Origin of the sequence: Hymenobacter sp. BT559 (assembly GCF_017571525.1) — a bacterium.
GTDB classification, from domain to species: Bacteria; Bacteroidota; Bacteroidia; order Cytophagales; family Hymenobacteraceae; genus Hymenobacter; species Hymenobacter ginsengisoli.
In genome coordinates this window covers 332324-355920 of sequence record NZ_JAGETY010000003.1, presented here as the reverse complement: position 1 = coordinate 355920, position 23597 = coordinate 332324, and the positions used below count along the sequence as shown (strand labels likewise).

The 23597-nt window shown below is 58.4% G+C and carries 20 protein-coding genes and 1 pseudogene; 7 read left to right on the top strand and 14 right to left on the bottom strand.

Annotated features, from left to right (window positions below; genetic code table 11):
- The first annotated feature begins 10 nt into the window (after positions 1-10).
- Both J4D99_RS06110 and J4D99_RS06105 read left to right on the top strand, forming a co-directional pair.
- Complete coding sequence (locus J4D99_RS06110) at positions 11-706, top strand: NUDIX hydrolase (RefSeq protein ID WP_208130815.1); 696 nt, start codon at positions 11-13, stop codon at positions 704-706.
- The gene (locus J4D99_RS06105) at positions 706-1200 is read left to right on the top strand and encodes a hypothetical protein (protein WP_208130814.1); all 495 of its coding nucleotides are present in this window, start codon (positions 706-708) and stop codon (positions 1198-1200) included. Before J4D99_RS06110 ends, J4D99_RS06105 begins: the two co-directional genes overlap by 1 nt.
- 117 nt (positions 1201-1317) lie before the next feature.
- Here the strand turns inward: J4D99_RS06105 and pckA are convergent, their stop codons facing one another.
- Positions 1318-2934, bottom strand: a complete 1617-nt coding sequence (pckA, locus tag J4D99_RS06100) for a phosphoenolpyruvate carboxykinase (ATP) (protein ID WP_208130813.1) — start codon at positions 2932-2934, stop codon at positions 1318-1320.
- Positions 2935-3293: 359 nt separating this feature from the next.
- On the opposite strand from pckA, the gene J4D99_RS06095 reads away from it, so the two are divergent.
- Positions 3294-4865: a peptide MFS transporter gene (locus J4D99_RS06095; RefSeq protein WP_208130812.1), complete on the top strand. Its 1572-nt coding sequence runs from the start codon at positions 3294-3296 to the stop codon at positions 4863-4865.
- Positions 4866-4964: 99 nt separating this feature from the next.
- On the opposite strand, the gene groL is transcribed toward J4D99_RS06095, so the two are convergent.
- The 3 genes from groL to secG all read right to left on the bottom strand — a co-directional run bounded on the left by groL (position 4965) and on the right by secG (position 7552).
- Positions 4965-6611, bottom strand: a complete 1647-nt coding sequence (groL, locus tag J4D99_RS06090) for a chaperonin GroEL (protein ID WP_208130811.1) — start codon at positions 6609-6611, stop codon at positions 4965-4967.
- 47 nt (positions 6612-6658) lie between these two features.
- A complete protein-coding gene (gene groES, locus J4D99_RS06085) occupies positions 6659-6949 on the bottom strand; it encodes a co-chaperone GroES (RefSeq protein ID WP_208130810.1) in 291 nt (96 codons plus the stop codon).
- Positions 6950-7180: 231 nt separating this feature from the next.
- Positions 7181-7552 carry a preprotein translocase subunit SecG gene (secG, locus tag J4D99_RS06080; RefSeq protein ID WP_208130809.1) on the bottom strand — a complete coding sequence of 124 codons (372 nt, stop codon included), beginning with the start codon at positions 7550-7552 and terminating at the stop codon, positions 7181-7183.
- 196 nt (positions 7553-7748) lie between these two features.
- On the opposite strand from secG, the gene J4D99_RS06075 reads away from it, so the two are divergent.
- The 3 genes from J4D99_RS06075 to J4D99_RS06065 all read left to right on the top strand — a co-directional run bounded on the left by J4D99_RS06075 (position 7749) and on the right by J4D99_RS06065 (position 10738).
- Complete coding sequence (locus tag J4D99_RS06075; protein WP_208130808.1) at positions 7749-9071, top strand: tyrosine-type recombinase/integrase; 1323 nt, start codon at positions 7749-7751, stop codon at positions 9069-9071.
- Between the two features lie 15 nt (positions 9072-9086).
- The gene (locus tag J4D99_RS06070; RefSeq protein WP_208130807.1) at positions 9087-9314 is read left to right on the top strand and encodes a hypothetical protein; all 228 of its coding nucleotides are present in this window, start codon (positions 9087-9089) and stop codon (positions 9312-9314) included.
- 464 nt (positions 9315-9778) lie between these two features.
- On the top strand, positions 9779-10738 hold the full coding sequence (locus J4D99_RS06065; RefSeq protein ID WP_208130806.1) for a hypothetical protein: 960 nt from the start codon (positions 9779-9781) through the stop codon (positions 10736-10738).
- A gap of 827 nt (positions 10739-11565) precedes the next feature.
- Here the strand turns inward: J4D99_RS06065 and J4D99_RS06060 are convergent.
- The 10 genes and pseudogenes from J4D99_RS06060 to J4D99_RS06015 form a co-directional block, all read right to left on the bottom strand.
- Complete coding sequence (locus tag J4D99_RS06060; RefSeq protein ID WP_208130805.1) at positions 11566-12696, bottom strand: DUF8458 domain-containing protein; 1131 nt, start codon at positions 12694-12696, stop codon at positions 11566-11568.
- Positions 12697-12798: 102 nt separating this feature from the next.
- On the bottom strand, positions 12799-13344 hold the full coding sequence (locus J4D99_RS06055) for an LptE family protein (protein WP_213019508.1): 546 nt from the start codon (positions 13342-13344) through the stop codon (positions 12799-12801).
- Positions 13325-14659, bottom strand: coding sequence for a sigma-54 interaction domain-containing protein (locus J4D99_RS06050; protein ID WP_208130804.1), 1335 nt, complete (start codon positions 14657-14659; stop codon positions 13325-13327). Before J4D99_RS06050 ends, J4D99_RS06055 begins: the two co-directional genes overlap by 20 nt.
- 56 nt (positions 14660-14715) lie before the next feature.
- Positions 14716-15110: pseudogene (locus J4D99_RS22165) on the bottom strand (four helix bundle protein).
- Between the two features lie 46 nt (positions 15111-15156).
- On the bottom strand, positions 15157-16593 hold the full coding sequence (miaB, locus tag J4D99_RS06040) for a tRNA (N6-isopentenyl adenosine(37)-C2)-methylthiotransferase MiaB (protein WP_208130803.1): 1437 nt from the start codon (positions 16591-16593) through the stop codon (positions 15157-15159).
- A 291-nt stretch (positions 16594-16884) separates the two neighbouring features.
- The gene (pabB, locus tag J4D99_RS06035) at positions 16885-18156 is read right to left on the bottom strand and encodes an aminodeoxychorismate synthase component I (RefSeq protein WP_208130802.1); all 1272 of its coding nucleotides are present in this window, start codon (positions 18154-18156) and stop codon (positions 16885-16887) included.
- Positions 18157-18166: 10 nt separating this feature from the next.
- Positions 18167-19729 (bottom strand): DUF3808 domain-containing protein, encoded by a 1563-nt coding sequence (locus J4D99_RS06030; protein ID WP_208130801.1) that lies wholly within the window; start codon positions 19727-19729, stop codon positions 18167-18169.
- A gap of 66 nt (positions 19730-19795) precedes the next feature.
- Positions 19796-20566 (bottom strand): zinc ribbon domain-containing protein, encoded by a 771-nt coding sequence (locus J4D99_RS06025; RefSeq protein WP_208130800.1) that lies wholly within the window; start codon positions 20564-20566, stop codon positions 19796-19798.
- Positions 20556-21677: a Nif3-like dinuclear metal center hexameric protein gene (locus tag J4D99_RS06020; RefSeq protein WP_208130799.1), complete on the bottom strand. Its 1122-nt coding sequence runs from the start codon at positions 21675-21677 to the stop codon at positions 20556-20558. The genes J4D99_RS06025 and J4D99_RS06020 overlap by 11 nt, the downstream gene beginning before the upstream one ends.
- Before the next feature lie 89 nt (positions 21678-21766).
- A complete protein-coding gene (locus tag J4D99_RS06015; RefSeq protein WP_208130798.1) occupies positions 21767-22450 on the bottom strand; it encodes a uracil-DNA glycosylase family protein in 684 nt (227 codons plus the stop codon).
- A 36-nt stretch (positions 22451-22486) separates the two neighbouring features.
- Here J4D99_RS06015 and lpxK point away from each other — a divergent pair, with 36 nt between their 5' ends.
- Positions 22487-23584, top strand: a complete 1098-nt coding sequence (lpxK, locus tag J4D99_RS06010) for a tetraacyldisaccharide 4'-kinase (RefSeq protein ID WP_208130797.1) — start codon at positions 22487-22489, stop codon at positions 23582-23584.
- The last annotated feature ends 13 nt before the right edge of the window (positions 23585-23597 follow it).

Genomic DNA, 23597 nt, shown 5'->3' with positions numbered 1-23597 from the left:
ATTACTTCCGATGAACGTCTTCATCAATGATGTGCCGCTGATTATTAAAAAAGTCAGCGACAAGGTATACAAACATAAATACGACCTCGTGCTCGAAACCAATGACGAGTTTACGAGCAAAGACCTCGTGGGCGACGTGCTGGTGCGCGACGCCACGGCGGCTTTTCTCGACCGGTTGCTGCGGCTCATGGAAGTGAAGAAGCTCAAGAAGCTCAAGACTTTGACCCTGATGGCTCGCAAGAAGAAAAGTCTGATTCTGCACCTCAAAGACCAATTTAAGATTGCGAAGGCTGCCGGCGGACTCGTAGAAAAAAACGGCCAGGTACTCATGATTTACCGTCTCGGCAAGTGGGACCTGCCCAAGGGTAAGCTCAATAAAGACGAAGATGTTGCGCTAGGCGCCATGCGGGAGGTAGAAGAAGAGTGCAACATCAAAGTCGAGCTGGGCGAAAAGTTGCCCAGCACCTGGCACTCTTACGCCTATAAGGGCAATAAAATGCTGAAAAAAACCAGCTGGTTTGTGATGAAGTGTCTCGACGACTCGGTGATGCGTCCGCAAACGGAAGAATACATTGAGGAAGTGCGCTGGATGTCGCCACAAGATGCGCTAGCCCGCCTCGAAGAGTCGTATGCTTCCATCACGCTGGTAGTGCGTCACTACCTCAGCGAGATGGCCGGCAAGCCCGCCAAAGCTACTTCTGAGTAATGCAGCTTGCCCTCTCATTGCGTACCCTGAGCTGGGCTCTGCTGGCCAGCTGCTGGCTAGGGGCGTCGTGCTCGGGCGCCCATGAGCCAACCCAGGCTACCAAAACGGCTGTGCACGCCGACATAGCCGCCACTGCCAACGTGCCGGCCCTGGTAGGCCTCACTATCGACGACCTCCATATGCGCCTGGGCTCGCGGCAGCCGCTGCCAGCCGGCTTCCTCACTCCAGCAGCGCAAGGGGTGCCAGAGGCTGCCAGCCAGTTGGTTAACCGCGATTCGCTGGCTTCGTTTCAAGCCGGAGGCCTTACCCTGCTGGCTAATTACAACGCCCAAACGCGCCGGGTACACGAACTCGTAGTGCTGGGCCACTACGAAGACAGCCTCATGGCTAAAGCTACGCTGCGCACCAGTGCCAGTCACTATTTGGTGCTGCCCCTGTTTGCCAACGACCGCCCCAATTATTTACTAGGCCTGCGCGTAGTACCTGTTAATTGAAGTAGCCTCAGCTAACGCGCTGCTAACAAGAGCGCTATTAGTGGCTAGCAAAAAGCCCTGCTGCCGGATTATTTCGGCAGCAGGGCTTTTTACTGCTGGTAGACCAAGTGATTCTTGCTAAGCTTCTACCGCGACTTTGGGTGCGCCGGCCAGGATTTCCGCACTGGCAAAGTCGGCATATTTCTCGAAGTTTTTCACAAACTTCTCGGCGAGGTCTGCCGCCGTGTGGTCGTAGGCAGCCTTGTCGGCCCAGGTGTTGCGCGGGTCCAGTATTTCGCTAGGTACGCCTGGCACGGCGCCTGGCACGGCCACCCCAAAAATGGGATGGGTCTTGAAATGAACTTCGTTTAGTACGCCCGAGAGGGCCGCCGTAATCATGGCACGGGTGTGACCCAGCTTCATGCGGTGGCCGGTGCCGTAGCTGCCCCCAGTCCAGCCGGTATTGATGAGCCACACGTTAATGTCAGGGTTTTCATCCATTTTCTGGCCTAGCATTTCAGCGTAGCGCGTGGGGTGCAAGGGCAGAAAAACCTGACCGAAGCACGCCGAAAACGTAGTTTGGGGCTCCGTAATACCCATTTCGGTGCCCGCAACCTTCGCCGTGTAGCCCGACATGAAGTGGTACATAGCGTGGCTCTTATCGAGCTTGCTGATGGGCGGCAGCACTCCAAAGGCATCGGCCGTGAGGAAGAAAATATGCTGCGGCGCACTAGCTACCGACGGCTCGATGGCATTGGCAATGAAGCTGATGGGGTAGGCCGTGCGGGTGTTTTCCGTCACCGACTTATTGGCAAAATCAACGGTATGCGTGTCCGGCTGGAAGCGCGTGTTCTCCACGATGGCCCCGAAGCGGATGGCATCCCAGATTTCGGGCTCTTTCTCACGGCTCAGGTCGATGACCTTGGCGTAGCAGCCGCCCTCAAAGTTGAAGACGCCGGCCTCGGGCGTCCAGCCATGCTCGTCGTCGCCGATAAGGCCGCGGTTGGGGTCAGTCGAGAGCGTCGTCTTGCCCGTGCCCGAGAGGCCAAAGAAAATGGCTGTGTCGCCGCTAGCCCCCACGTTGGCCGAGCAATGCATGGACAGCGTGGCGCGCTCATGGGGCAGCAGGTAATTCAGTACCCCGAAAATGCCCTTTTTCATCTCGCCCGCATAGCCAGTACCGCCGATAAGGATAAGCTTACGGGTAAAGTCGATGATGGCAAAATTTTTCTGACGGGTGCCGTCTACGGCCGGGTCGGCCTCAAAGCCAGGCGCACAGATAATGCTAAAGTCGGGTGTCCAGGAAGTGTCGGCGCCGGCTGCGGGCCGCAAGAACATGTTGTAGCAGAATAAGTTGTGCCAGGCCAGCTCATTTACTACACGCAGCTTGAGCTGGTAGTCAGGGTTGGCACCTGCGTAAGCATCTCGCACAAACACTTCCTTGTTGGCGAGGTAAGCCACCATTTTCTGGTGCAGCTGCTCAAACTTAGCTGGGTCGAAGGGGATATTGATGTCCCCCCACCATACGCTGTCAGTGGTATTTTCATCGCGCACCACAAACCGGTCTTTGGGCGAGCGGCCCGTAAACTGGCCAGTGTCGGCCATGAGGGCACCGGTATCGGTGAGCGTGCCCTCGCCACGCCGCAAGGCGTGCCCCACGAGCGCAGCAGGTGTCAGGTTGAGGTGGGTGTGGGTAGGAGCCTGCGCGAATCCTAGTGGGGCCAGGCGCGCAGCGACAGCTTTTGGGTCTGCCATGTAAAGAGAGTAAGAAAGTGGGTGGGAGGGAGAGAAATAGTGGCGTAAAGGTAAGCCGGACGCCGGAAATTTTGACCGCAAACGTTTGCGGAACATAAAAGTTAGCGTGCAGTTAAAAATCAAGCTTGGGCTATGTTTTGCCTTTTAAGCACAGTCTGTCAGCCTCTACCGTGGGCTGAATAAACCGAATAGCGGCCGCTTTTTAAGAAAGCCGGCTCGTCGAAAGGGTCGCAACCGACCACAGCCGCGCGGGCTTGCAGCCCAGCTGTTACCTAAAGTTTTCTTAGCTTTACCGACCCCCAACCCGTCGCGGAAGGGGGCTTTGTTCTTATTTCTCTTTTTACTTCTTCATTCCCTGCATGCAACCTGCTACCGCCAGCCTGCGCCCGCAACCGCCCCAAACGGCCTCGGGCAGCCATCCGCGCGGCCTCTACCTCCTGTTTGCCACCGAAATGTGGGAGCGCTTCAGCTACTATGGCATGCGTGCTGTGCTGGTGCTCTTCCTCACCAAGGCCATGATGATGGACAAGGCGTTCGCGTCGAAGTTCTACGGCGGCTACACGAGCCTGATTTACCTGACCCCGCTCATCGGGGGCTTTATCTCGGACCGCTACTGGGGCAACCGGCGTTCTATCACGGTTGGCGGGCTGCTGATGGCCGTGGGCCAGTTTATTCTGTTTGCGTCGGCTAGCTACTACGGCCCAGCTAGTAGCCACCAGCTTAGCCACTGGCTGCTTTATGCCGGCCTGGGGGCCATGATTGTCGGCAATGGCTTCTTCAAGCCGAATATTTCGGCCATGGTCGGCTCCTTGTATTCGCCCACCGATACACGTAAGGATGCGGCTTATACCATCTTCTACATGGGTATCAACCTGGGGTCTTTTATTGGCAACACCATCACGAGCCTCATCGGCGACACCGGCCGCCCCGGCGATTTTCGGTGGGCCTTTCTGGCCTGTGGCATTGCGATGCTGCTCGGCACGGCTGTGTTTAACTGGGGCAAGAGCAAGTACCTGCACACGCCTGAAGGGGTGCAGGTAGGCGAAACGCCTGCCAACTCGGGTGGGGTAAACGGTATCTACGCCTTGCTGCCGGTGCTGCTGGCCCTCATGCTCGGCATTCTGTGGCTCGATTCGGCCATGTTCCCGACTATCGCGCCGCTGCTGGGCATCGCCTTGATTATTATCATCTTCATGATTTTCAGCGATAAGTCGCTGAGCGGGGCCGATGTGCAAGGCATCATGGTTATTTTCATCGTGTCCTTTTTCGTGGTCTTTTTCTGGGCGGCGTTCGAGCAGGCACCGGCCTCCCTCACGTTCTTCGCCGATGAGCAGATGAACCGCACTATTTTTGGTATTACATTGCCAGCCAGTATCTTCCAGAACCTAAACGCCATTTTCGTAGTGGCAGGCGCTCCCCTTATGGCGATGGTCTGGACCGCCTTAGGTAAGCGTGGCGCCGAGCCGGCTTCGCCCGTAAAGATGGCAATGGGGCTAGCCCTGCTGGCCGCCGGCTACCTCGTTATGTGCTTTGGCGTGCACAACCTGCAGCCTGGGGTGAAGGTGAGTATGTTCTTCCTGGTGGCCCTCTATTTCCTGCACTCGGCCGGCGAGCTGTGTCTGTCGCCTATTGGCCTTTCGCTGGTTAATAAGCTAGCCCCCGCCAAGTTTGCCTCGCTGCTGATGGCCGTGTGGTTTCTTGCGAATGCCGCTGCCAACTACCTGGCCGGCTACATGAGCAGTCTCTATCCCGACCCGAAATCAACTGCGCCAGCGCCGTCGGTGCTGGGCTTCCACATCACTAACCTCTACGACTTTTTCATGGTCTTTGTGGTGTCGGCCGCAGTGGCTGCGGCTATCTTATTTCTCATCAGCGGTCGCTTGGCCAAGATGATGGACGCGCGCAACCACCAGGTGCCAGCACAGGCCTAAACTGGTCGGCTAGCCCCAAAAAGAAAGCCCCGCCGGACATCGTCCGGCGGGGCTTTCTTTTTGGGGCTAGCCGATTCAGCAAATCAGCTAAGTCGGCGATTACATCATGCCGCCCATGCCACCCATACCGCCCATGCCACCATCGCCGTGGCCAGCGCCAGACTCTTTAGGCTCAGGCTCGTCCGAGATAACGGCTTCGGTCGTCAGCAGCAGGCCGGCGATAGAAGCGGCGTTTTCAAGCGCCAGGCGGGTTACTTTAGTCGGGTCGATGATGCCAGCGGCCGTCATGTTCTCGTAGCGGTCCTCGCGGGCGTTATAGCCATAATCGCCTTTGCCGTCGCGCACTTTCTGCACTACTACCGAGCCTTCGCCACCGGCGTTGGCTACGATGGTACGCAGGGGAGCTTCGAGAGCCGTACGCACGATTTGCACGCCGGTTTTCTCGTCGCTGTTGTGCGTATCAACGGCATCGAGGGCTTCGATGGCGCGCACCAGGGCAACACCGCCGCCGGGTACCACACCTTCCTCAACGGCGGCGCGGGTAGCGTGCAGGGCATCGTCTACGCGGTCTTTCTTCTCCTTCATTTCCACCTCGGTGCTGGCACCGATGTAGAGGATGGCTACGCCACCGCTCAGCTTGGCCAGGCGCTCTTGCAGCTTCTCCTTGTCGTAGTCCGAGGTGGTGGTTTCCATCTGGGCCTTAATCTGGTTCACGCGAGCCGTGATATCCTCTTTCTGGCCTTTGCCATTGACGATGGTCGTGTTGTCCTTGTCAATGATGATTTTCTCGGCAGTGCCGAGGTAGTCGATGGTAGCGTTTTCGAGCTTATAGCCGCGCTCTTCCGAAATCACCGTACCGCCCGTCAGGGTGGCGATGTCTTCGAGCATGGCTTTGCGGCGGTCGCCGAAGCCAGGAGCTTTTACAGCAGCAATTTTCAGCGAACCACGCAGCTTGTTAACTACCAGCGTAGCTAGGGCCTCGCCATCAACATCTTCCGAGATAATGAGCAGCGGCTTGCCGGTCTGGAGCACTTGCTCGAGCACGGGCAGCAACTCCTTCATCGTGCTCACCTTCTTGTCGTAGATGAGGATGTAGGGGTTGTCAAACTCCGTCTCCATCTTCTCGGGGTTGGTCACGAAGTAGGGCGAGAGGTAGCCGCGGTCAAACTGCATGCCTTCTACCGTCTTCACTTCGGTTTCGGTGCCACGAGCTTCTTCTACCGTGATAACCCCTTCTTTGCCAACCTTATCCATGGCATCGGCAATCATCTTGCCGATTTCGGCGTCGTTGTTGGCCGAGATGGTACCAACCTGGGCGATTTCGGCGCTGTTGGCAATCGGCTTCGACTGCGACTTCAGGTTGGCTACTACGGCCTGCACGGCCTTATCGATGCCGCGCTTCAGGTCCATGGGGTTAGCGCCGGCAGCTACGTTCTTCGAGCCAGCGGTGTAGATGGCCTGGGCCAGTACCGTAGCGGTCGTAGTACCGTCGCCAGCCTGGTCGGCCGTTTTGCTAGCCACTTCTTTCACAAGCTGGGCGCCCATGTTCTCGATGGGGTCGCGCAGCTCAATTTCTTTGGCTACCGTTACACCGTCCTTCGTAATGGAAGGAGCGCCGAACTTCTTGTCGATAATAACGTTGCGGCCTTTGGGACCGAGGGTTACTTTAACGGCGTTGGCCAGCTTATCTACGCCCCGCTTCAAGCGGTCGCGGCCTTCGGTATCAAATTGGATGTTCTTAGCCATTTGTTGGTTAAGTGCTAGGGTGGTAAGATGTTAAGTAAAGTACAGGCTTAGAGCACTGCCAGGATATCTTTCTCCTGCATGATGAGGTAATCCTCGCCATCCACAGTGATTTCGGTGCCGGTCCACTTGCCATACAGCACTTGGTCGCCTACTTTCACCTCGGGCTTGATGATGGTGCCGTTGTCCGACGTTTTGCCATCGCCTACGGCTACTACTTCGCCGCGCTGGGGCTTTTCTTTGGCAGTGTCGGGGATGATGATGCCAGACTTGGTGGTGGCTTCGGCGGCGGCGGCCTTAATGACTACACGGTCAGCTAGCGGTTTAATGCTCAGTGCCATTGGTTGAAATGGGAAATGGATGTTTTGGATAACAGGGAAGTTGGAACTCCTGCAGCGCGATTGACACGAAATGTGCCAACCACCTAAACCTGACAGAATGCGCGCCGCAGCTAGCCGGATTGGCAGACGTTAGGCCGCTAGCCTGCCGCAATAGGTCAGAAAGCAGAAAAGCCAGCGGCCCCGCTTTAAACGGGTGCCGCTGGCTTTTGGAGAACAATGACTTGAAATAACCTACTTAGCAGGCTGGGGAGCTGGCACCGGAATGGTAGAAGGCTGGCCAGCCGGAGCAGCGGGTGCCGAAGCCGGCGCGGCAGGTGCCGTCGGCACGACGGCGCGCTGGGCGGCCTGCTGGTTGACGCTACGCACGGGGCCCGCGCCGCCGCCAATGATGTGCGTGGCCAGGGAGAGGATAATCAGCCCCACCGCGAAGCCCCAGGTGAGCTTTTCGAGCAGGTCGCCAGTACGCTTCACGCCCATTAGGTTAGCTGCGCCGCCTGCGCCAAACTGGCTGCTGAGGCCGCCGCCCTTGGGGTTCTGGGCCAGCACTACCAGGGTTAGCAGGAGGCAAATCAGGAGAATGACTATGACGAGAAAGAGGTACATGGAAAGAAGTAAAAGCTAGGCCGATGGGCGCAAAGAGTCAATTTGGGCTGCAAATCCTACCCACGAAAATTCGTGATTGATTTTCAACTAGTTAGATGGTTTTTTTTGAGTCTTCGTGGGACTAAATTCTGACTAAGTAGTGGGACTAATTATCTTCAAGTAATCAATCACTTGTGCCCCAAAGCGAATCTAAAAAATGTTCTACAAAATCAGAGGCATTAGCCCAAAGTCTGGTAAAGGTACGGTTTATTGCGTTTACCGCCAAAACGGCAAGGAATGTCTTCGGACTACGGGAGTCGCTGTCGCCCCAGCAGATTTTGACCCGGCCACGGGCAAGGTAAAGTCCCGGGTTCCTCAGCACCCAGAACTAAATGCTAAGATTCAGGCTGTAGCCCTCACAATTGAGGGAATCGTAAGGGACTTAAAAGCAGATGGATTAGAGGCCAGCAGCGCCGCCGTAGCCGCTGCACTAGCCGACATCGATACGATAGCTGAGGCGGACGCCTTTGTGCTGCCTATCCTGGAAAAAGCGGATGCGCAAAGCTTGGAAGCCCTTCGGAAAGAACTTGCATGGCTGGAAAGCGAGACCTTGAGGGTAAAAACGGCAATTGGGCGATTCGAACGCCTGCTAGGTATTGCGGCGCCAGTTAAACTGTTCACTGACAAAATAGCGGACTACCTAAAAGCAGACCCCAACTTTTACCGCCCGGCCACGGTGCGCGGCTACGAAGACTTGCGCGTTATCATCGGCGAGTTCCGACCCCAGCTACGATTGGAAGAAATCGACCTCGACACGTTCCGCGAGTTTCAAAAGTATCTGCTAGCCAAAGGAATGCGTAACAACTCGGTTCGTACTCATTTAGACCGCCTAAAAACGGTGTATCGCTACCTCGCCGATGAGGCCGGGCTATCTGCGGAGTTCCTGAAAAAATTCCGTCAGGTCCCCGAACTCGCGAACGATGATGTTATCTACCTGACCCGCGAAGAGGTCGCCGCAATCGCGGCCCTGAAGCTGACTAAGACTCAGCGACAAGTGCAGCAACAGTTTCTGTTCGCCTGTGCCACTGGGCTACGGCATCAGTCCCTGAACATTACGACCGCCAACATTACCGGCGAGACCCTAACCGTAGTAACGGGCAAAAAGAACCTAACAGTAAAGCCGCCGATTACGCCCGCCGCCCGCGCTATCCTGAACGGACCAGATTTCCCGTTCAGGAAGTACCATGTCAACCACTTTAACAAGGTCTTGCGCGCAATCTGTAAGAAGGCCCCGGGGTTCGATGTCCCCGTAACGGTCACGCACTACGTTGGCAACGTCCCCACTGTTGAAACCAAACCTAAATGGGAACACATGAGTAGCCACGTCGGCCGGAAAACGGCTATCAATCACTGGCTAGCCAGCGGCGTCAGGGAATCAGTGGTGTCGCTGTGGGCTGCGCACCGGGACACCAAAACGACAGCGAAGCACTACGCCAACAAAGACGCCATAAGTGCCCAGGAAGCCCTAAAGTTGCTATAATACCCCCTAATCCCCATGCAAACACCCATCATCGCCACCGACGCCGATTGCGACGCGGCCATCGCCCGAATGATTGAACTCGAACGCGGGCCCAACCCTAGGAACAACGTCGAACTCCAAACCCTCGCCGATGCGGTTGAAGCCTACGAAGTAGCGGCTGGTCATGTGCCGCCCGGTCCCGAAACTCCCGAAGGAATACAAGCCGTCGCTAACTTCATCGCCCGCCTACGCGCCCGGGAGTAGCCGCTTAGACGAACGCAAGCCACTTGCCCCAGCCCTCAAGCTGGGGCTTTTCTATGCCCTGTTGGAAAAGAATAAATTTGTAATTATAACAAGTTTATGTTGCATTAATAAGGGTGACAAAAAATGGCACCTGCTATTAATCAGCATGTTGTGCTTTTCGCCTAGCGTCATGGGAAAAAAAGTGGGATGTTTGGGAAAACCGTCTATACAAAACGGCTTTAAATCCCTATGAAGCACAACTCTCAACTCCTCATACGCCTGCCCCACGCCCTACACATGGTAGCCCTAACAGCGGCCCGCCAACGCGGCGAAACCTTGTCGGCCATCCTGCGACGTCATCTCGAAGCTTACGCTTCCTCACAGCCCCTAAAACAGGCTGCATAACCCTTTCTGTTCACCTTAACACCTTAATGCTGCGATTCGACACTATCAAAATAGCTTTTCCTACTCTGTTCCTAGAAACCGTGAATTATTCCACTTTCACGGCATTTCCCAGCCGCAAACATGTGGACCGTCTGAATTACTGCTTAGCCAACCCTTGCCCGGGGATAATTTACATTCGCATCGGCGATACTGAAACTGCTATTGAGTTCAGCGCCAAAATTCTCAAAGCTGAGTATCCTCAGCTACTCAGTACCAACACAATTAGAAAGGCCCTGGCAAACATTCGCACGGCCTTCCCTGGCACGTTCCCCGTAGAGGAGGTGCTACGCGTCGCCCATGTGCTGAAAGCCCACCAGACGCAGGATTTCGCGCTAACCCGGCCCTTTGCCGATTACGCCTCGCCGTTGGCTGGGCTACATGTCAGCCGGGACTACCGCTTAGTATCCTACAAAGATGAGACCCTGACCTTCCTACAGAATGCTACGGGCCGGGACCGGGAGTTTCTGAAACTCTACGACAAGGCGAAGGAGTACGCCCGGCCCGCAAACGCGGCCTACCGGGCGACGCTGGGCGCCGCCGAGAAACAGACCGTCGCCGCTTACTACGGCGATAAAGTGCGGGCCGAAACCGAACTCAATGGGAAGCGGAAGCTACGGCAATACTTTCCTGACATCCCCACAGCCATCATGTTGACCGACCTGCTGAATTCCACAAGTAACCCCCTGGCTTCGCAGTTCGCGGAAATCACTAGCCAAGCTTACGCGGCAATTGACTCCCCTGCATCGGCTAGGGCCCTGGCATTTGCAGACACCCTCAGCCACAAAGACGCCCCCCAATTCTCGTTCCTGAAAGAACATGGTTTCGACCTGGAAAAGATTGATGCGCGGCTGAAAGCCCTAAACGTGGCTAAAGCAACACAATGCCGCGAACGCAAGAAGTACGCTGCCTTACTGGCAAGCTACCTAGCCCACGAAACAGACAGCCCCAGCGTAGAAGCACTACGGGAACTGAAAGCGGCCATCAGTGCCCCGGCCCTATAACTATAGCTACAGCGGCCTCAAAAATGGAACCTCCCACTGAACTCCGCGCCGTGATAGCAGTCAAAGTATTTAACAGCATCGGCGTCGAATCCGATAGCATCCTAGCAAAAGCCGATTCCGTTGGGGTCGGCCTTTCTTTTGCCCCGGCCTGCTATAACTATAGCTGCAATGGTCTCAGAATTGGAACCCACCCCAAGTAGCCCACTATTCCAAAAAAAACGGTCGTTTTCTGGATGATTTTGGATGCCCCGCCTACGCGCTGGATTCGCACGTTTTCAGGCGGTTTTTTCCCGACCCTTTTTGGAGTAGGTCCACGCCCCAAACCCCCAACGGTAGCGGGCTGGCCTCAAAGCCAAAGCCCGCGCTGGCGGACGGAAAAGAACCCCGGGTAGCCCACGCACCCGCAAGGGGCTTTCCGGGCCCGCAGCAAAGCGTAGGGACCGGGAAGAGTGGGCGTCGATAGGTAGCACACGCCCCGGAGGGCTTTTCATTCAGCAGCGCAGCGGAGGAATGGAAAGAGTGGGCGTGGAACTATTCGAAAAGGTCGATAAACTACTACTTTTTTCGCTGTAGTCAGGTAAGTTCCTGAATAATAGTAAATTGAGGGCGATTTCATGCATTCCTTCTCGAAACGTCTTCGAAAAGTTATGGGAAGGGTTCAGACTGTATGGCCGACGTCCACGCGCCCTGAATGCGGTAAAGTACAAAATCAGCCCAGCGGGCGAGTCAGCACAGTAGTCCAAGTTTAGTCCCACGTTTTGGGCTGTTTCGTGGGACTAATCACTTATTAGCACGTCATTAAATGCTTGCAATCTATTGAAAATCTGTTAGATACTTGATTGACCAGAAGACAGATTTTTTATCTGGGCTGCAAAGTACGCCATTTTTTCTGGGTGTTTCACCATAAGGCGTTCATAAACTGCAATGGCGCGGTCAGTTTTACCCTGCCGGGCCAAAATTTTAGCCAGGCTTTCGGAGGCTAAGTCGGGCTCGGCGCGGGTGCTGCGCACCGACAGGTCGGCCTGCTCATCAGGCTCGGGGGCATTAGGAAGCGGCGCCACACGGCGGCGCACCGGGGCCGGGCTGCGCTGTAAGAAACTGTTAATCAGGTCAAGCGAACTGGACCTGGGAAGCGTGGGCGCCTGGTGTGCCACCAGGTGGTCTAGCAACAGAGCATCGGGCGCAAAAAACTCGCCCGCGGGGGGGAGATTGGTGCCGGGTAGTACTTCGGCTGCCGCTGCGCTCACTAGCCCAAACCCCAGCCGACTACCCTCACTGGGGGCGTAGCTCACCCCGGCTAGCCCGTTGAAGGTGGGTAGCAAAGGCGTAGCTGGCAGCGCCTCAATGGGTGGAACTGCCAATACTTCCAGCCCGGGCAGTTGGTAAGCAATAAGCTCGGCCGGCTCTTCGAGGGCTAGCCCAAACTCGGCGTGCGCAGCCGCTGCCTGGGCCGGCGGGTAAATAGGTGGTGCCTGCGCGGGCAATTCATCTTCCGCTTCTGCTACCGGGGTTTCCAGTAATTCTGCCTCAACGCCAAGCTTATCGGGCACTGCCAGCCCGATAAGCTGGTCGGGCTTATCCTCCAGGATGAGTACTGCTGCGGGCTCAGCTGCCTGCTGCTCAGGTAGAAAGGCAGGCTCAGCTGAACTTGTTGATTCCGGCGGCAAGGTTATGGGCAGCGCGGCCGCAGGCGGGCCGGCAGCCACCACAGCCAGCTCAGCCGGGGTGCGCTGCTCGATGAGCTGGCGTAGTAGGGTGCGGTCGGCGGCGTAGGTAGCGGCGCGGCGTAGGCGCTGGCCGGCAAGCATCGAGCTCTGGTCGTGCGCGGCTTTGGCCAGCAGCAGGTGCGCCGTCTGGCAATAGGGGAAGGCCTCGGCTAGCTGCTCCAATGCGTGCACATCGGCCCCTGTGAGGGCCGTGGGGTGGGCAAGCAATTGAAGGAGCGTAGCGCGGGTCATGGAAGAAAAAAGGGGGCTAGCGTTTACCTGGCGGGTTTTGAACCTGCAACATTACGGCAAAGCAGGCAGAATAACGCGCTAGGGCAACTCTGGCGGTCGAGCTTACCAGTTGGCCACCGACTTGTTGAACATGTCGCTGATAATGTTGCGCGTGATTTCGCGCACCGACGCCAGGTCGTTGTTCACCGTGGCAATATCCTGGGTCGAGGCAAAGTCTTTCTGGCTCTGGAAGGTCTGCTCGAAATCCTGCTTGTTGTTCTTGGTATTCGTAAAGCGCAGCTGCACCTGGATGGTGAGGCGATTTTTGCCAGCGGCGGGCAGGCCGCCGGTTTGCTGAATCTGGGCCGGAGCAAAGTCGTAGGCCACGATAGTGCCCTCAAATTGCAGGTCACCATCGCGCGGCACCAGTTTCAGCGTGGTGTTGCGCTGAAAATAGTCCTTAATATCCTCCGTAAAGCGCTGGGCCAAGTAGGCTGGGGCGTTAGGCGCTGTATTTTGAAAGGTCTGAATGGAAATCGTCTTCACGGCGGGGTCGATGTTGGTGCCGTTGAACGAATAGATACCGCAGCCGCTGCACAGGGGCAGCACGGCCAGCGCCACTAGCCCTAACGCCCGGCGCCGGGTGGTCTTAAGCCGATTCGAGGTCATACTGCTTGAGCTTGCGGTAGAGCGTGCGCTCCGAGATGCCCAGGTCCTGGGCAGCATACTTGCGCTTGTTATGGTGCTTTTTCAACGCTTTGAGAATCATTTCCTTCTCTATGGCGTCGAGCGAAAGCGTTTCTTCTTCGGTTTCGTGCGAAATGTCCTCGGTGTGGTCGCCTTCGTCCTCGTCGGCATAGGCTCCGACCGCCGTCACATCTACCCGTAGCGGGGCGGCCGGGCTGCCCGGCAGGTAGTAGCCATTGCCCGCTTCGGCCGGCCCGTCGGGGCTGGCGTAGGGCGAGGCTTCGTTTAGGTTGCTAAACAGGTGGCTGTTTTGGCGCAGCAGTTCTTGGGCCTCGGCAGTGGCGGGGCGGTTGCCGGTGGCCAGCTCCAGCACCACCTTTTTGAGGTCGGTCATGTCGCGGCGCATATCAAAGAGCAGCCGGTACAAGATGTCACGCTCCGAGTAGGAGCCAAAGTCGCCGCTAGCCCCGCCGTTGCCGGGCAACAAGGCTGGTAGCTGCGAGGTTTGGGCGGCCGGGAGGTAGGTGGCCAGTCGGGCGGCATCAACCTCCCGGTCGAGTTCTAATACCGAAATCTGCTCGGCTATATTCTTGAGCTGGCGGATATTACCGGGAAAGCGAAAGCGCGTAAGCAGGCGCACTGCATCGGGCGTAAGACTGATGGGCTTGACGCGGTGCTTCTCCGAAAAATCGGCGGTAAACTTTCTGAACAACAGGTAGATATCATCGCCCCGCTCACGCAAGGGTGGAACCGTAATCGGCACCGTGTTGAGCCGATAGTACAGGTCCTCGCGAAACTTGCCGGCCTGCACGCGGTCGAGCAGCTTCACGTTGGTAGCAGCCACTACGCGCACATCAGTTTTCTGCACCTTGCTGGAGCCGACGCGGATAAACTCGCCGTTTTCGAGCACGCGCAGCAGGCGGGCCTGGGTACCGAGGGGCATCTCGGCAATCTCATCGAGGAAGATGGTGCCGCCGTCAGTTACCTCAAAGTAGCCCTTGCGCGCCTCGTTGGCCCCCGTAAAGGCGCCCTTCTCGTGGCCGAACAGCTCCGAGTCGATGGTGCCTTCCGGGATAGCGCCGCAGTTGATGGCAATGAACTGCCCGTGCTTGCGGGGCGACAGGGCGTGGATAATCTTGGAAAACGACTCCTTGCCCGACCCGCTTTCGCCGGTGATAAGCACGGTCATGTCGGTGGGTGCCACCTGGCTAGCCACCTGAATGGCGTAGTTCAGCGCCGGCGCGTTGCCAATGATGCCAAAGCGCTGCTTAATGGATTGGATTTCTTGGTTGGTCAACTCTTGGTTGTTGGTTGTTGGTTGTTGGTTGTTGGTCGGGGTAAGACCAAAGAACCTTAACCTAATGAGCGATAATAGCGGATAAAACCCTGTACCAATTGAATGCAGGCCGCTATAGAAGTCTCTAGCTGCGAGAGTTGTTCAGATGTAAGAAAAGCTAAGTCGAAGGCTAGATAGCCCTGCGTTTCTAATTCGTAGAGCGACCCGCGGGCTATTACTAAAAACTGAATGGTATCGCGCGGATGCTGCCTTCCGCCACATTCGACGGAACTGCGATGGCTGCCCGGCGCATCTGGCTTGTCAAGCCAAATTTTTCCTCTGCGGGAAAGTCTTTCGTGAGCAAGTAAATCAGCTTAACTAGTTGGCGGCTGTGTTGCCACACGCGCAAGTCTTTGTAGTTCTGCTGTGCCGTGGCGGTAGTCGCAGGGGGCGGTTTACCTATAGTATCCATTAGCAAGAAGGGCCAAAAACTAAAAACAACCAACCAAAAACTAGTTTTAAACCGCTTCACCCAGCAGCGCCGCGCCGGTGGTGCTGGTGGCCAGCACCTGCACATAGTCGCCTTTTTGGAAGTTCTGCTTTGGGAAAATCACCACTTGGTTCTGGCTGTTGCGGCCGCTCAGGTGGTCAGCCGAGCGCTTGCTAGGGCCTTCTACCAGCACCTGGTGCACCTTGCCTACCATGCGGGCGTAGCGGGCACGGGCGTGCAGCTGCTGGCGGTCGATGATTTCCTGCAAGCGGCGCTTCTTGGTTTCCAGCGGAATATCGTCTTCGAGCTTGCGGGCGGCCAGGGTGCCGGGGCGCTCCGAATAGAAGAAGTTGTAGCCCATGTCGTACTGCGCGAAGTCGAGCAGGCTCAGGCTATCCTGGTGCTCTTCCTCGGTTTCGGAGCAAAAGCCCGCAATCATATCGGTCGAGATGGCACAGTTCTCGCCCAAAATGCGGCGGATAGCCCGCACGCGCTCCTCGTACCAGGGCCGGTCGTAGGTGCGGTTCATTAGCTCCAGCACCCGCGAGTTGCCGCTCTGGGCCGGCAGGTGGATGTACTTGCAGATGTTGTCGTGGCGCGCCATTGTGTGCAGCACCTCATCGGTGATGTCCTTGGGGTGCGAGGTTGAGAAGCGCACGCGTAGGGCGGGGCTCACGAGGGCCACGCGCTCCAGCAGCTGCGCGAAATTGACGCGCTCGGTGCCGTCTTCGCTAGCCCACTTGTACGAGTCTACGTTCTGGCCTAGCAGCGTAACTTCTTTGTAGCCAGCGGCCACGAGGTCGCGCGCTTCCTGCACGATGCTGTGCGCGTCGCGGCTGCGCTCGCGGCCGCGGGTGAAAGGCACCACGCAAAACGAGCACATGTTGTCGCAGCCGCGCATGATGCTGATGAAGGCCGTGATGCCGTTCGAGTTCAGGCGCACCGGCGTAATGTCGGCGTAGGTTTCCTCGCGGCTCAGCAGCACGTTCACGGCCTTTTGGCCGCCATCGACCTGGCTGATAAGCTGGGGCAAGTCGCGGTAGGCATCGGGGCCTACCACGAGGTCCACAATTTTCTCTTCTTCCAAGAACTTGCTTTTCAGGCGCTCGGCCATGCAGCCAAGCACGCCGACCAGCATGCCGGGCTTGCGCTTCTTGTGCGAATTAATCTGCTTAAGGCGCATGCGCACCGTCTGCTCAGCCTTCTCGCGGATAGAGCAGGTGTTGAGCAGCACCAAGTCGGCCGTGGCTACGTCCTCAGTGGTATCAAACCCTTCGTCGGCCAGGATGCTGGACACGATTTCGGAATCCGAAAAATTCATCTGGCAGCCGTAGCTCTCGATGTAGAGCTTGCGGGCGCCGCCGGTGCGGGTAGCGGCGCTTACGCGCACATCGGTGGGCAGCGCCAGCGCCTCGGCAGCGGGCGCTTTATCAAGAAAATCTAACGTAATGAGCGGTTGAGACATAGCAGGCAGGCACCTAAGCCGGGTGCGCGGCAAGTAACAAAGATACGAAATACGCCCTTCAAATGACAGAATGGCAGATTTAATTAGCAGGGCGCACTACCCAATGAGTGGGAATAGTATCCTATTAGTTGCTTTTCAAACCGGTGAGATAGCTCTAAGTCGTCTGACCGGTCATCGGTCAGACAATTACGTAAGCTCGTTTTTAGCAAGCCTAGCGCCCAAATGGCTGAAAAGCAGAAACCCGTCGGCCCAACTCAGCAGCTACCTGAATCGCACAGCTACCGCAGCTTATTACGCTGTGATAACCGTGCGTAGCGCTTCGAGCACCCCCTGGGCCTTGAGCAGACACTCCTGGTACTCCTGCTCGGGCACCGAGTCGTAAGTGATAGCCGAGCCCACCTGCAAGCTCAGATAGCCCGTATCGGCGCGGTATTGCAGGCTGCGAATTACGACGTTAAAAGCAAAGTCGCCGCCCGGCAGCACGTAGCCCAGGCTGCCGCTATAGAGGCCGCGCCGGCTGGCTTCGTAGTGCTCGATGAGCTGCATGGCCCTGATTTTGGGGGCGCCCGTCATCGAGCCCATTGGGAAAGCAGCGCGCAGGATATTGGCTAGCCCCACATTGGGGCGAAGCTCGGCCGAAACGGTCGAAATTAATTGCCAAACGTGCTGAAAGCCGTAGGTGCCAAACAGCTCGGGCACGCGCACGGTGCCGGTGCGCGCCACGCGGGCCAGGTCGTTGCGCACTAGGTCCACTATCATCAGGTTTTCGGCGCGCTCCTTTTCGTCGTGCAGCAGGGCTAGCCGCTGCTGCTCGTCGTCGGCCGGGGTAGTACCGCGCCGCCGGGTGCCTTTGATGGGCTGCGAGGTGATAGTATGCTGCTCTTTCCGGATAAATGACTCGGGCGAGGCGCACAGTAGGTAGTGGTCGTGGTGGCGTAAAAAGCCCGCGTAGGGTGCCGGCGAGGTTTCATTCAGCCGCCAGAAAGTAGCAACCGGGTCGAGCTTTACAGCTTCGGCATAGAACTCCTGGCACAGATTCAGCTCATAGACCTCGCCATTGAGAATGTCCTCGCGCACGTTTTCAACGGCTTGCAAATAAGCCGCGCGGGGCATGCGGGCGCGCAAAGGCGGTACAGTGGCCGGGGAGGGGCTAGCCACTTCCGTAGCCAGAATCGCGGCCAGTACGCCCGCTGTCTGCCCCTCAATAGTTAGTGTATCGGTGTGCCAGCGCAGGCAGGTTTCGGGCTGAAAAAAATGCAGCAGCGGCCAGTCGAGGCCCGAAAAATTGTGGCTGCTGAGTGCTTCTATCTCGTTTTTGACATCGTAGGTCACGAAGCCGCAGTGCGGCAGTGCTGCCGGGCTAGCCAGGTAAGCCGGTAAGTCCGGCAGTGAACTGGTGGCCGTTGGGGTGGCAGCCACGGCCAGCAGCCGGCTAAAGGTGCTGGCCGCCGAAGCTTGCAAGCCATTGTGCTCATAATAAGCGCAGTGCGCAAACTGCGCCGCCCACTGCAAGGCGCGGGCTCGAAAGTCAGCGGGCAGGTCGGCTAGGGCAAGGGTTAGCATACAGTCAGGGTCACAGCCCGCGCAGGGCCACTTTGGCTTTCTGGTCGGTGCTGTTTTTATACTCGTGCTTCTCGTAGCGCATGGCCCGCAGAAAGTAGCTTTTGGCCGCCGCGCGCTGGCCCGCCGCCTGGGCCAGGTAGCCGAGCTGCAACGCCGCCTGGGGGGCAAAGTAGTAGGGTGGGTCGCCGAGCGCGGCCGACAGGCGCACGGTGCGCAGGTAGTCGGCCTGGGCCGAGTCGAGGTGCGCCAGGCCCTGCCACACGCGGGCCCGCCGGTAGGGCGCTTCGAGGCGGTCGCGCATGGGCGTGGCCGGCGTCGGTTGAAATTTCTGCAACTGGCTCAAAGCCTGCGCGTAGTAGCCACCATCGGTAAGCAGCCGGGCGCGAGTGAGGGTAGGGTTGAGGAGTTGCGCATCGTGGTAAAAGCGCTGGGCATAAATATCCTCCTCAATAGTAAGCGGGCCGGCCAGATTGATTTGCTGGCGGTAGCGCTCGGCAGTGGCGGCCGGCGCACCCCCTAGCCAAGCCGCTAAGTAGAGCTTAAACGCGGCATCCTTGCGGTAATAGTCGCCCCGAAACTCGCGCAAAAACTGCTGGTTCTCGGCGGTAGAAGCAGCATAGTCGCCCCGGTACAATAGTAGGTCGGCGGCCAGGTGATGCAGAAATGCCAGCGGCAAATAAGCCGGACCGGTGGGCCGGACGCGATAAGCTGCCAGCGCCTCCTCACCGTGGTGCTGGCGCTTATTCAGGCTTACTAGTAGATAGTTATATAAAAGGTTGTCGGGCTGCTCGTGGGCCAGGCGGCCGGCCACGACCAGGCTTTCATCGCCTTTTTTATAGTATGACTCGCGCACGAGGGCTAGCAGAATCTGGCTTTCAGGCTGGAAGTCGTGGGGCTGGGCTGCTGCTCGGCTCAGGTTGGCCAGGCCTTCGTCGATGCTGCCGCGCAGGCCTAGCAGGCGCAGCAGCCAGTGGTAGCCTTCGGGAAGTGAGCCAACACCGAACTGGCACAAGCCCAGGGTTTTGCGTGCTGGCGCAAAGGCTGGGTACCGCTCCGCCACGGCTTGGGTCAGCAGCATGGCCTGGCGCAGGTTCCAGGCGCCGCGCACCTCGTGGTGAAAGGCCAGCTGGGCCGCTGCCTGGTGCAGCCTGATTTCGGCCCGCGCGTAGTCGCGCAGCGCGCTGGCTGGTGTCTTTTCGAGGGCACTAAGCCGGGCATCCTGCGCGGCTATCGTGGTTTCGTAGCGGCTGGCATCGAGGCTGACAAGCAGCTCCAGAAAATCGGCGCAGTCGGCTACCAGCAGGGTGCCGGGCGCCCTGGGTGGCTCCGTAGCCAGCAGTTGGCGGCAGGTGCCGGCTTTCAGCTTCAGTAGCTCGGTGTAGGCGCGGCGGGCGGTGGGCGAGAGGGCGTCTGGCGCTAGGGCAAGGCTAGCGGCAGGGCTAGCCTCGGGGGCCTGCCGTGAATAGGCCTGCGGAGCGCCCCCGCTGAAGCTCGCGCAAAACAGCGCTACCGCAGCTAAGGCTAGCTGGGTACGGCAGCGAAGTCTTGAGCGACCTAGAGCGGTGAGTAACATATGCTAGCCTCAACAAAAAAGGAACGACCGGGGCCGTTCCTTTTAGTGCAAAGATGAAGATGGCTACTAGTTAGCCGACTGCTTGCCTTCTACGTCGGCCAGAATGCGGCCACAGTGCTCGCACACGATAATTTTCTTGTGCGAGATAATGTCGGCCTGGCGCTGCGGGGGCACCGTGTTGAAGCAGCCACCACAGGCGTCGCGGCGCACCAGCACTACCGCCAGGCGGTTGCGCATATTGCCCCGGATGCGGTCGTAGGCCGTCAGCAGGCGGTCTTCTACGGGCTGCACGGCGGTTTCGCGCTCAGTCATGAGCTGCTTTTCTTCGGCTTCGTTCTCGGCCACGATAGTGTCGAGCTCGCTTTTCTTGGTATCGAGGTCCTTGCGGCGCTCGTCGAGGCGCTGACGAGTCACGTTGGCCTCGGTGTTGCGCTGGTCGATGAGGTACTGGGCCTCTTTGATTTTCTTGTCCGAAATCTGAATTTCGAGGCGCTGCAGCTCTACTTCTTTGGCAATGGCCTCGTACTCACGGTTGTTGCGCACGTTGGTTTGCTGCTCTTCGTAGCGCTTAATGAGGCCTTCAGCCTCTTTGGTAGCGGCTTTGCGCTGCTTGATTTGGTCTTGCAGGCCGCTGATTTCTTCGTCGAAGCGCTTTACGCGGGCTTCGTAGCCGGCAATTTCGTCTTCGAGGTCGCGCACTTCCTCGGGAAGGTCACCGCGCACGCGACGAATTTCATCCAGCTGCGAATCAATGCGTTGCAGGTTGAGCAAAGCTTCGAGCTTGGCGGAAATAGGCGCGTCGGCCGGATTTGCCACGGCGGCAGAATTAGCAGTCATACTGAACGGGATTCGTGGGGGTTTCAGCGAATAAGACCGCAAAAGTACGACCGAAGCGGGCCAGCAGCAAATCGCGGAAAATCTCGCCGGTAAACTGTTCGCTCTCAAAGTGCCCCACGTCGCAGAGCATCAGCCGTCCCTCGGGCGCAAAGAACTCGTGGTATTTCACGTCGCCGGTCACATAGGCGTCGGCCTCGGCTGCCAGGGCGGCGCCGGTCAGAAAGCTGCCCGCGCCACCGCACAGCGCCACTTTTTTGATGTCTTTTTCAAATGCCGTATACTTCACTACCGGTACCCCTAGCTCGGCTTTCAGCAGCTGGCGAAACGCTGCCGGGCTTATCGCCTCGGGCAGCTCGCCTACCAGGCCCGCGCCTACGTCTTGGTGCTGATTTTCGAGCTTAACCAATTCGTAAGCAACCTCTTCGTAGGGGTGCGCCTGGCGCAGGGCGGCTAGCACGCCTGCCTGGCGATGCAGCGGCAGCAGTACTTCAAGCTTGGTTTCGGCCACGGCCGTGGGCTGATTTTCGCGGCCGATGGTGGGCTGGGCTCCGGCCCCCGGTGTGAAGGTGCCCAGGCCCGGCGTCTGAAAGCTGCATTCGCGGTAGTTGCCTACCTGGCCTGCCCCGGCCGCATAGAGCGCGGCTAGCACCTTGTCGGCCAGCTGCTGGCCGTCGGGCGTGGGCTCGTCAGGCACGTAGGTGCTGAGGCGGGCTAGCGTGCCGCTTTGCGGAGCCAGGATGCGGGTATTGACCAGGCCCAGCTTTTCGGCCAGCTTGGCATTGACGCCCTGGCGCACATTATCGAGGTTGGTGTGCGCGGCGTAGATGGCTACGTCAGCCTTAAGGGCAGCCATAATGGTTTGCTCAACCAGGCCTTTGCCCGTGAGGCGCTTGAGCGGGCGAAAAATAACCGGGTGGTGACACACGACTACGTTGCAGCCGCGCTGGCTAGCCTCGGCCACTACGGCGGGCGTGCAGTCGAGCGCGATGAGCACACCAGTAATTTCCGTTTCGGGCAGCCCACACTGCAGGCCGGCATTATCGTAGCTTTCCTGGTAGGCCAGGGGAGCGGCGGACTCAAGCAGGCGCGATAATTCTTGGATAGTAGCCATAGCAATAATAGTCAATAAAATAGCAAGCAGAGCGGAGGTGGCAGCAAGGTTACGCCAGGCGAGGGGCTTAATCCAAATTTTGTACAAATTTAATCTACTAGTCCCCCTAACACTTCCACATAGCGAGCTACGTTTTCGGCCAGGCTTTTGCGTCGGTATTGCATGAGAAAGCGTGGGTGGTCTAAAATTTCGATACGGCTAAATAAACCAAGCTCTTCATTCAATTTATGAAGAAATTCGCCATTGCGGCGGCCCAGGCTCACGGCCACATCGCGCCGTAGCTTCAGCCGGTTCGTTTGCTCGGTTAGCGATAGCCGCATGTCGGGCCACAGCGCTTTGGTGAGCGCGGGCGCATCGTAATAGTTATAATTTTTACCTTCACGAGTCAACTCCAGCGGATAGATGGAGCTAAGGAAAAAATGCTGGTAAAACTCGCCGGGTCCACCGAGCGCCTCAATGAATTGATACACGAACTCGCTCGACAGCTCGCGGCGCTGGCGCGGCAGCGTGTGGGCAATGCCGCAGCTGGCTAGGGCCACCGGGTCGGTAAAAGCCACGCCGGTGCGCCCGCCGCCGAAGCGCCCGGGGTTGATGCCGAAAATGCCCACGCGCGGGGCATCAGTGGCGTAAAACTTGTGCGCGAACGCTTGCAGAATAGTGCGCACGGCCGGGTCGTGGTACGAGTTGCGCACCTCCACGCCGCCCGGCAGCGGCGCGGCGGGCAGCGGGAACGTGGAAAGCAGCTGGAGCAGGCGAGCGGGAAAGTCAGGCATAGGGCAAAGGTCGGCTAGCAGCCCGACCTTTGCCCTATGCTTCCTCCCTGGCCGGCCTGGCTGCTGCTCCCGTTTTCCTGGCTCTACGCTGCCGTGCTGGCGGTGCGCAACTGGCTTTACGACCACAGCTGGAAGCGCTCGGCGCCCGGCTGGGTGCCGCTGCTGGGGGTGGGCAACCTGCGGGTGGGTGGCACCGGCAAAACGCCCCACGTGGCCTGGCTGGTCGAAGAGCTGCTGCGCCAGGGCCAGCACCCGGCCATCCTGAGCCGGGGCTACGGCCGCCAATCCAAAGGCCCCAGGCTAGCCACTGCCGCCGACTCGGCCGCTACGGTAGGTGATGAGCCATGGCAGTATTACCAGGAGTTTAGCGCGCAACGAGTGCCCATTGCCGTGGCCGAAAACCGCCAGCTAGGCCTCAATTTGCTACGCCAACACCACCCAAGCCTCACGTGCGTAGTGCTCGACGATGCCTACCAGCACCGGCGCGTGCGGCCCACGCTCAACATCCTGCTCACCGAGCTGGCCAGGCCCTTCTACACCGACTTTGTGCTGCCCGCCGGCCGCCTGCGCGAAAGCCGTGCCGAAGCTGCCCGCGCCGATGTAGTTATTCTAACGAAGTGCCCGCCTGGCCTGTCGGCCTCTGCGCAGGCGGCAGCCGCAGCGCAGGTGCAGCGCTACGCCCGGCCCGGCGTGCCGGTGTTGTTTTCGGCTTACACCTACGGGGCCCCCCAGCCGCTGCTGGCCGCGCTAGGCCTTGAATTAGAGAACGTGCCAGGGCCGCCGGCCACCGCTGGCCCTGCGCTTTTGCTCACGGGCATTGCCCAGCCCGGGCCGCTGCGCGACTACCTCAAAAGCCAGGGCTATAGCATTGTGCATCACCAGCAGCTGCCCGACCACCACACTTTCCAACCCGAAGACCTGGAAGCCCTGCGGCGGCACTGGCAGCCAGGCTGGCCTATTTTTACCACCGAAAAGGATGCGACGCGCCTCGCTAGCCCTGCTTTGTGGGCGGGGTCGCGGCAAGCCCTGGCCAGCTACGTGTATACCATTCCGGTGCGGGTGGCGTTGCTGGGCGAGGGCGCCGCGCGGCTGGCTGGCCTCGTAGCCCAAGCTACGCAGCCGGCCGCGCGCTAGTACCTTTAGCTGC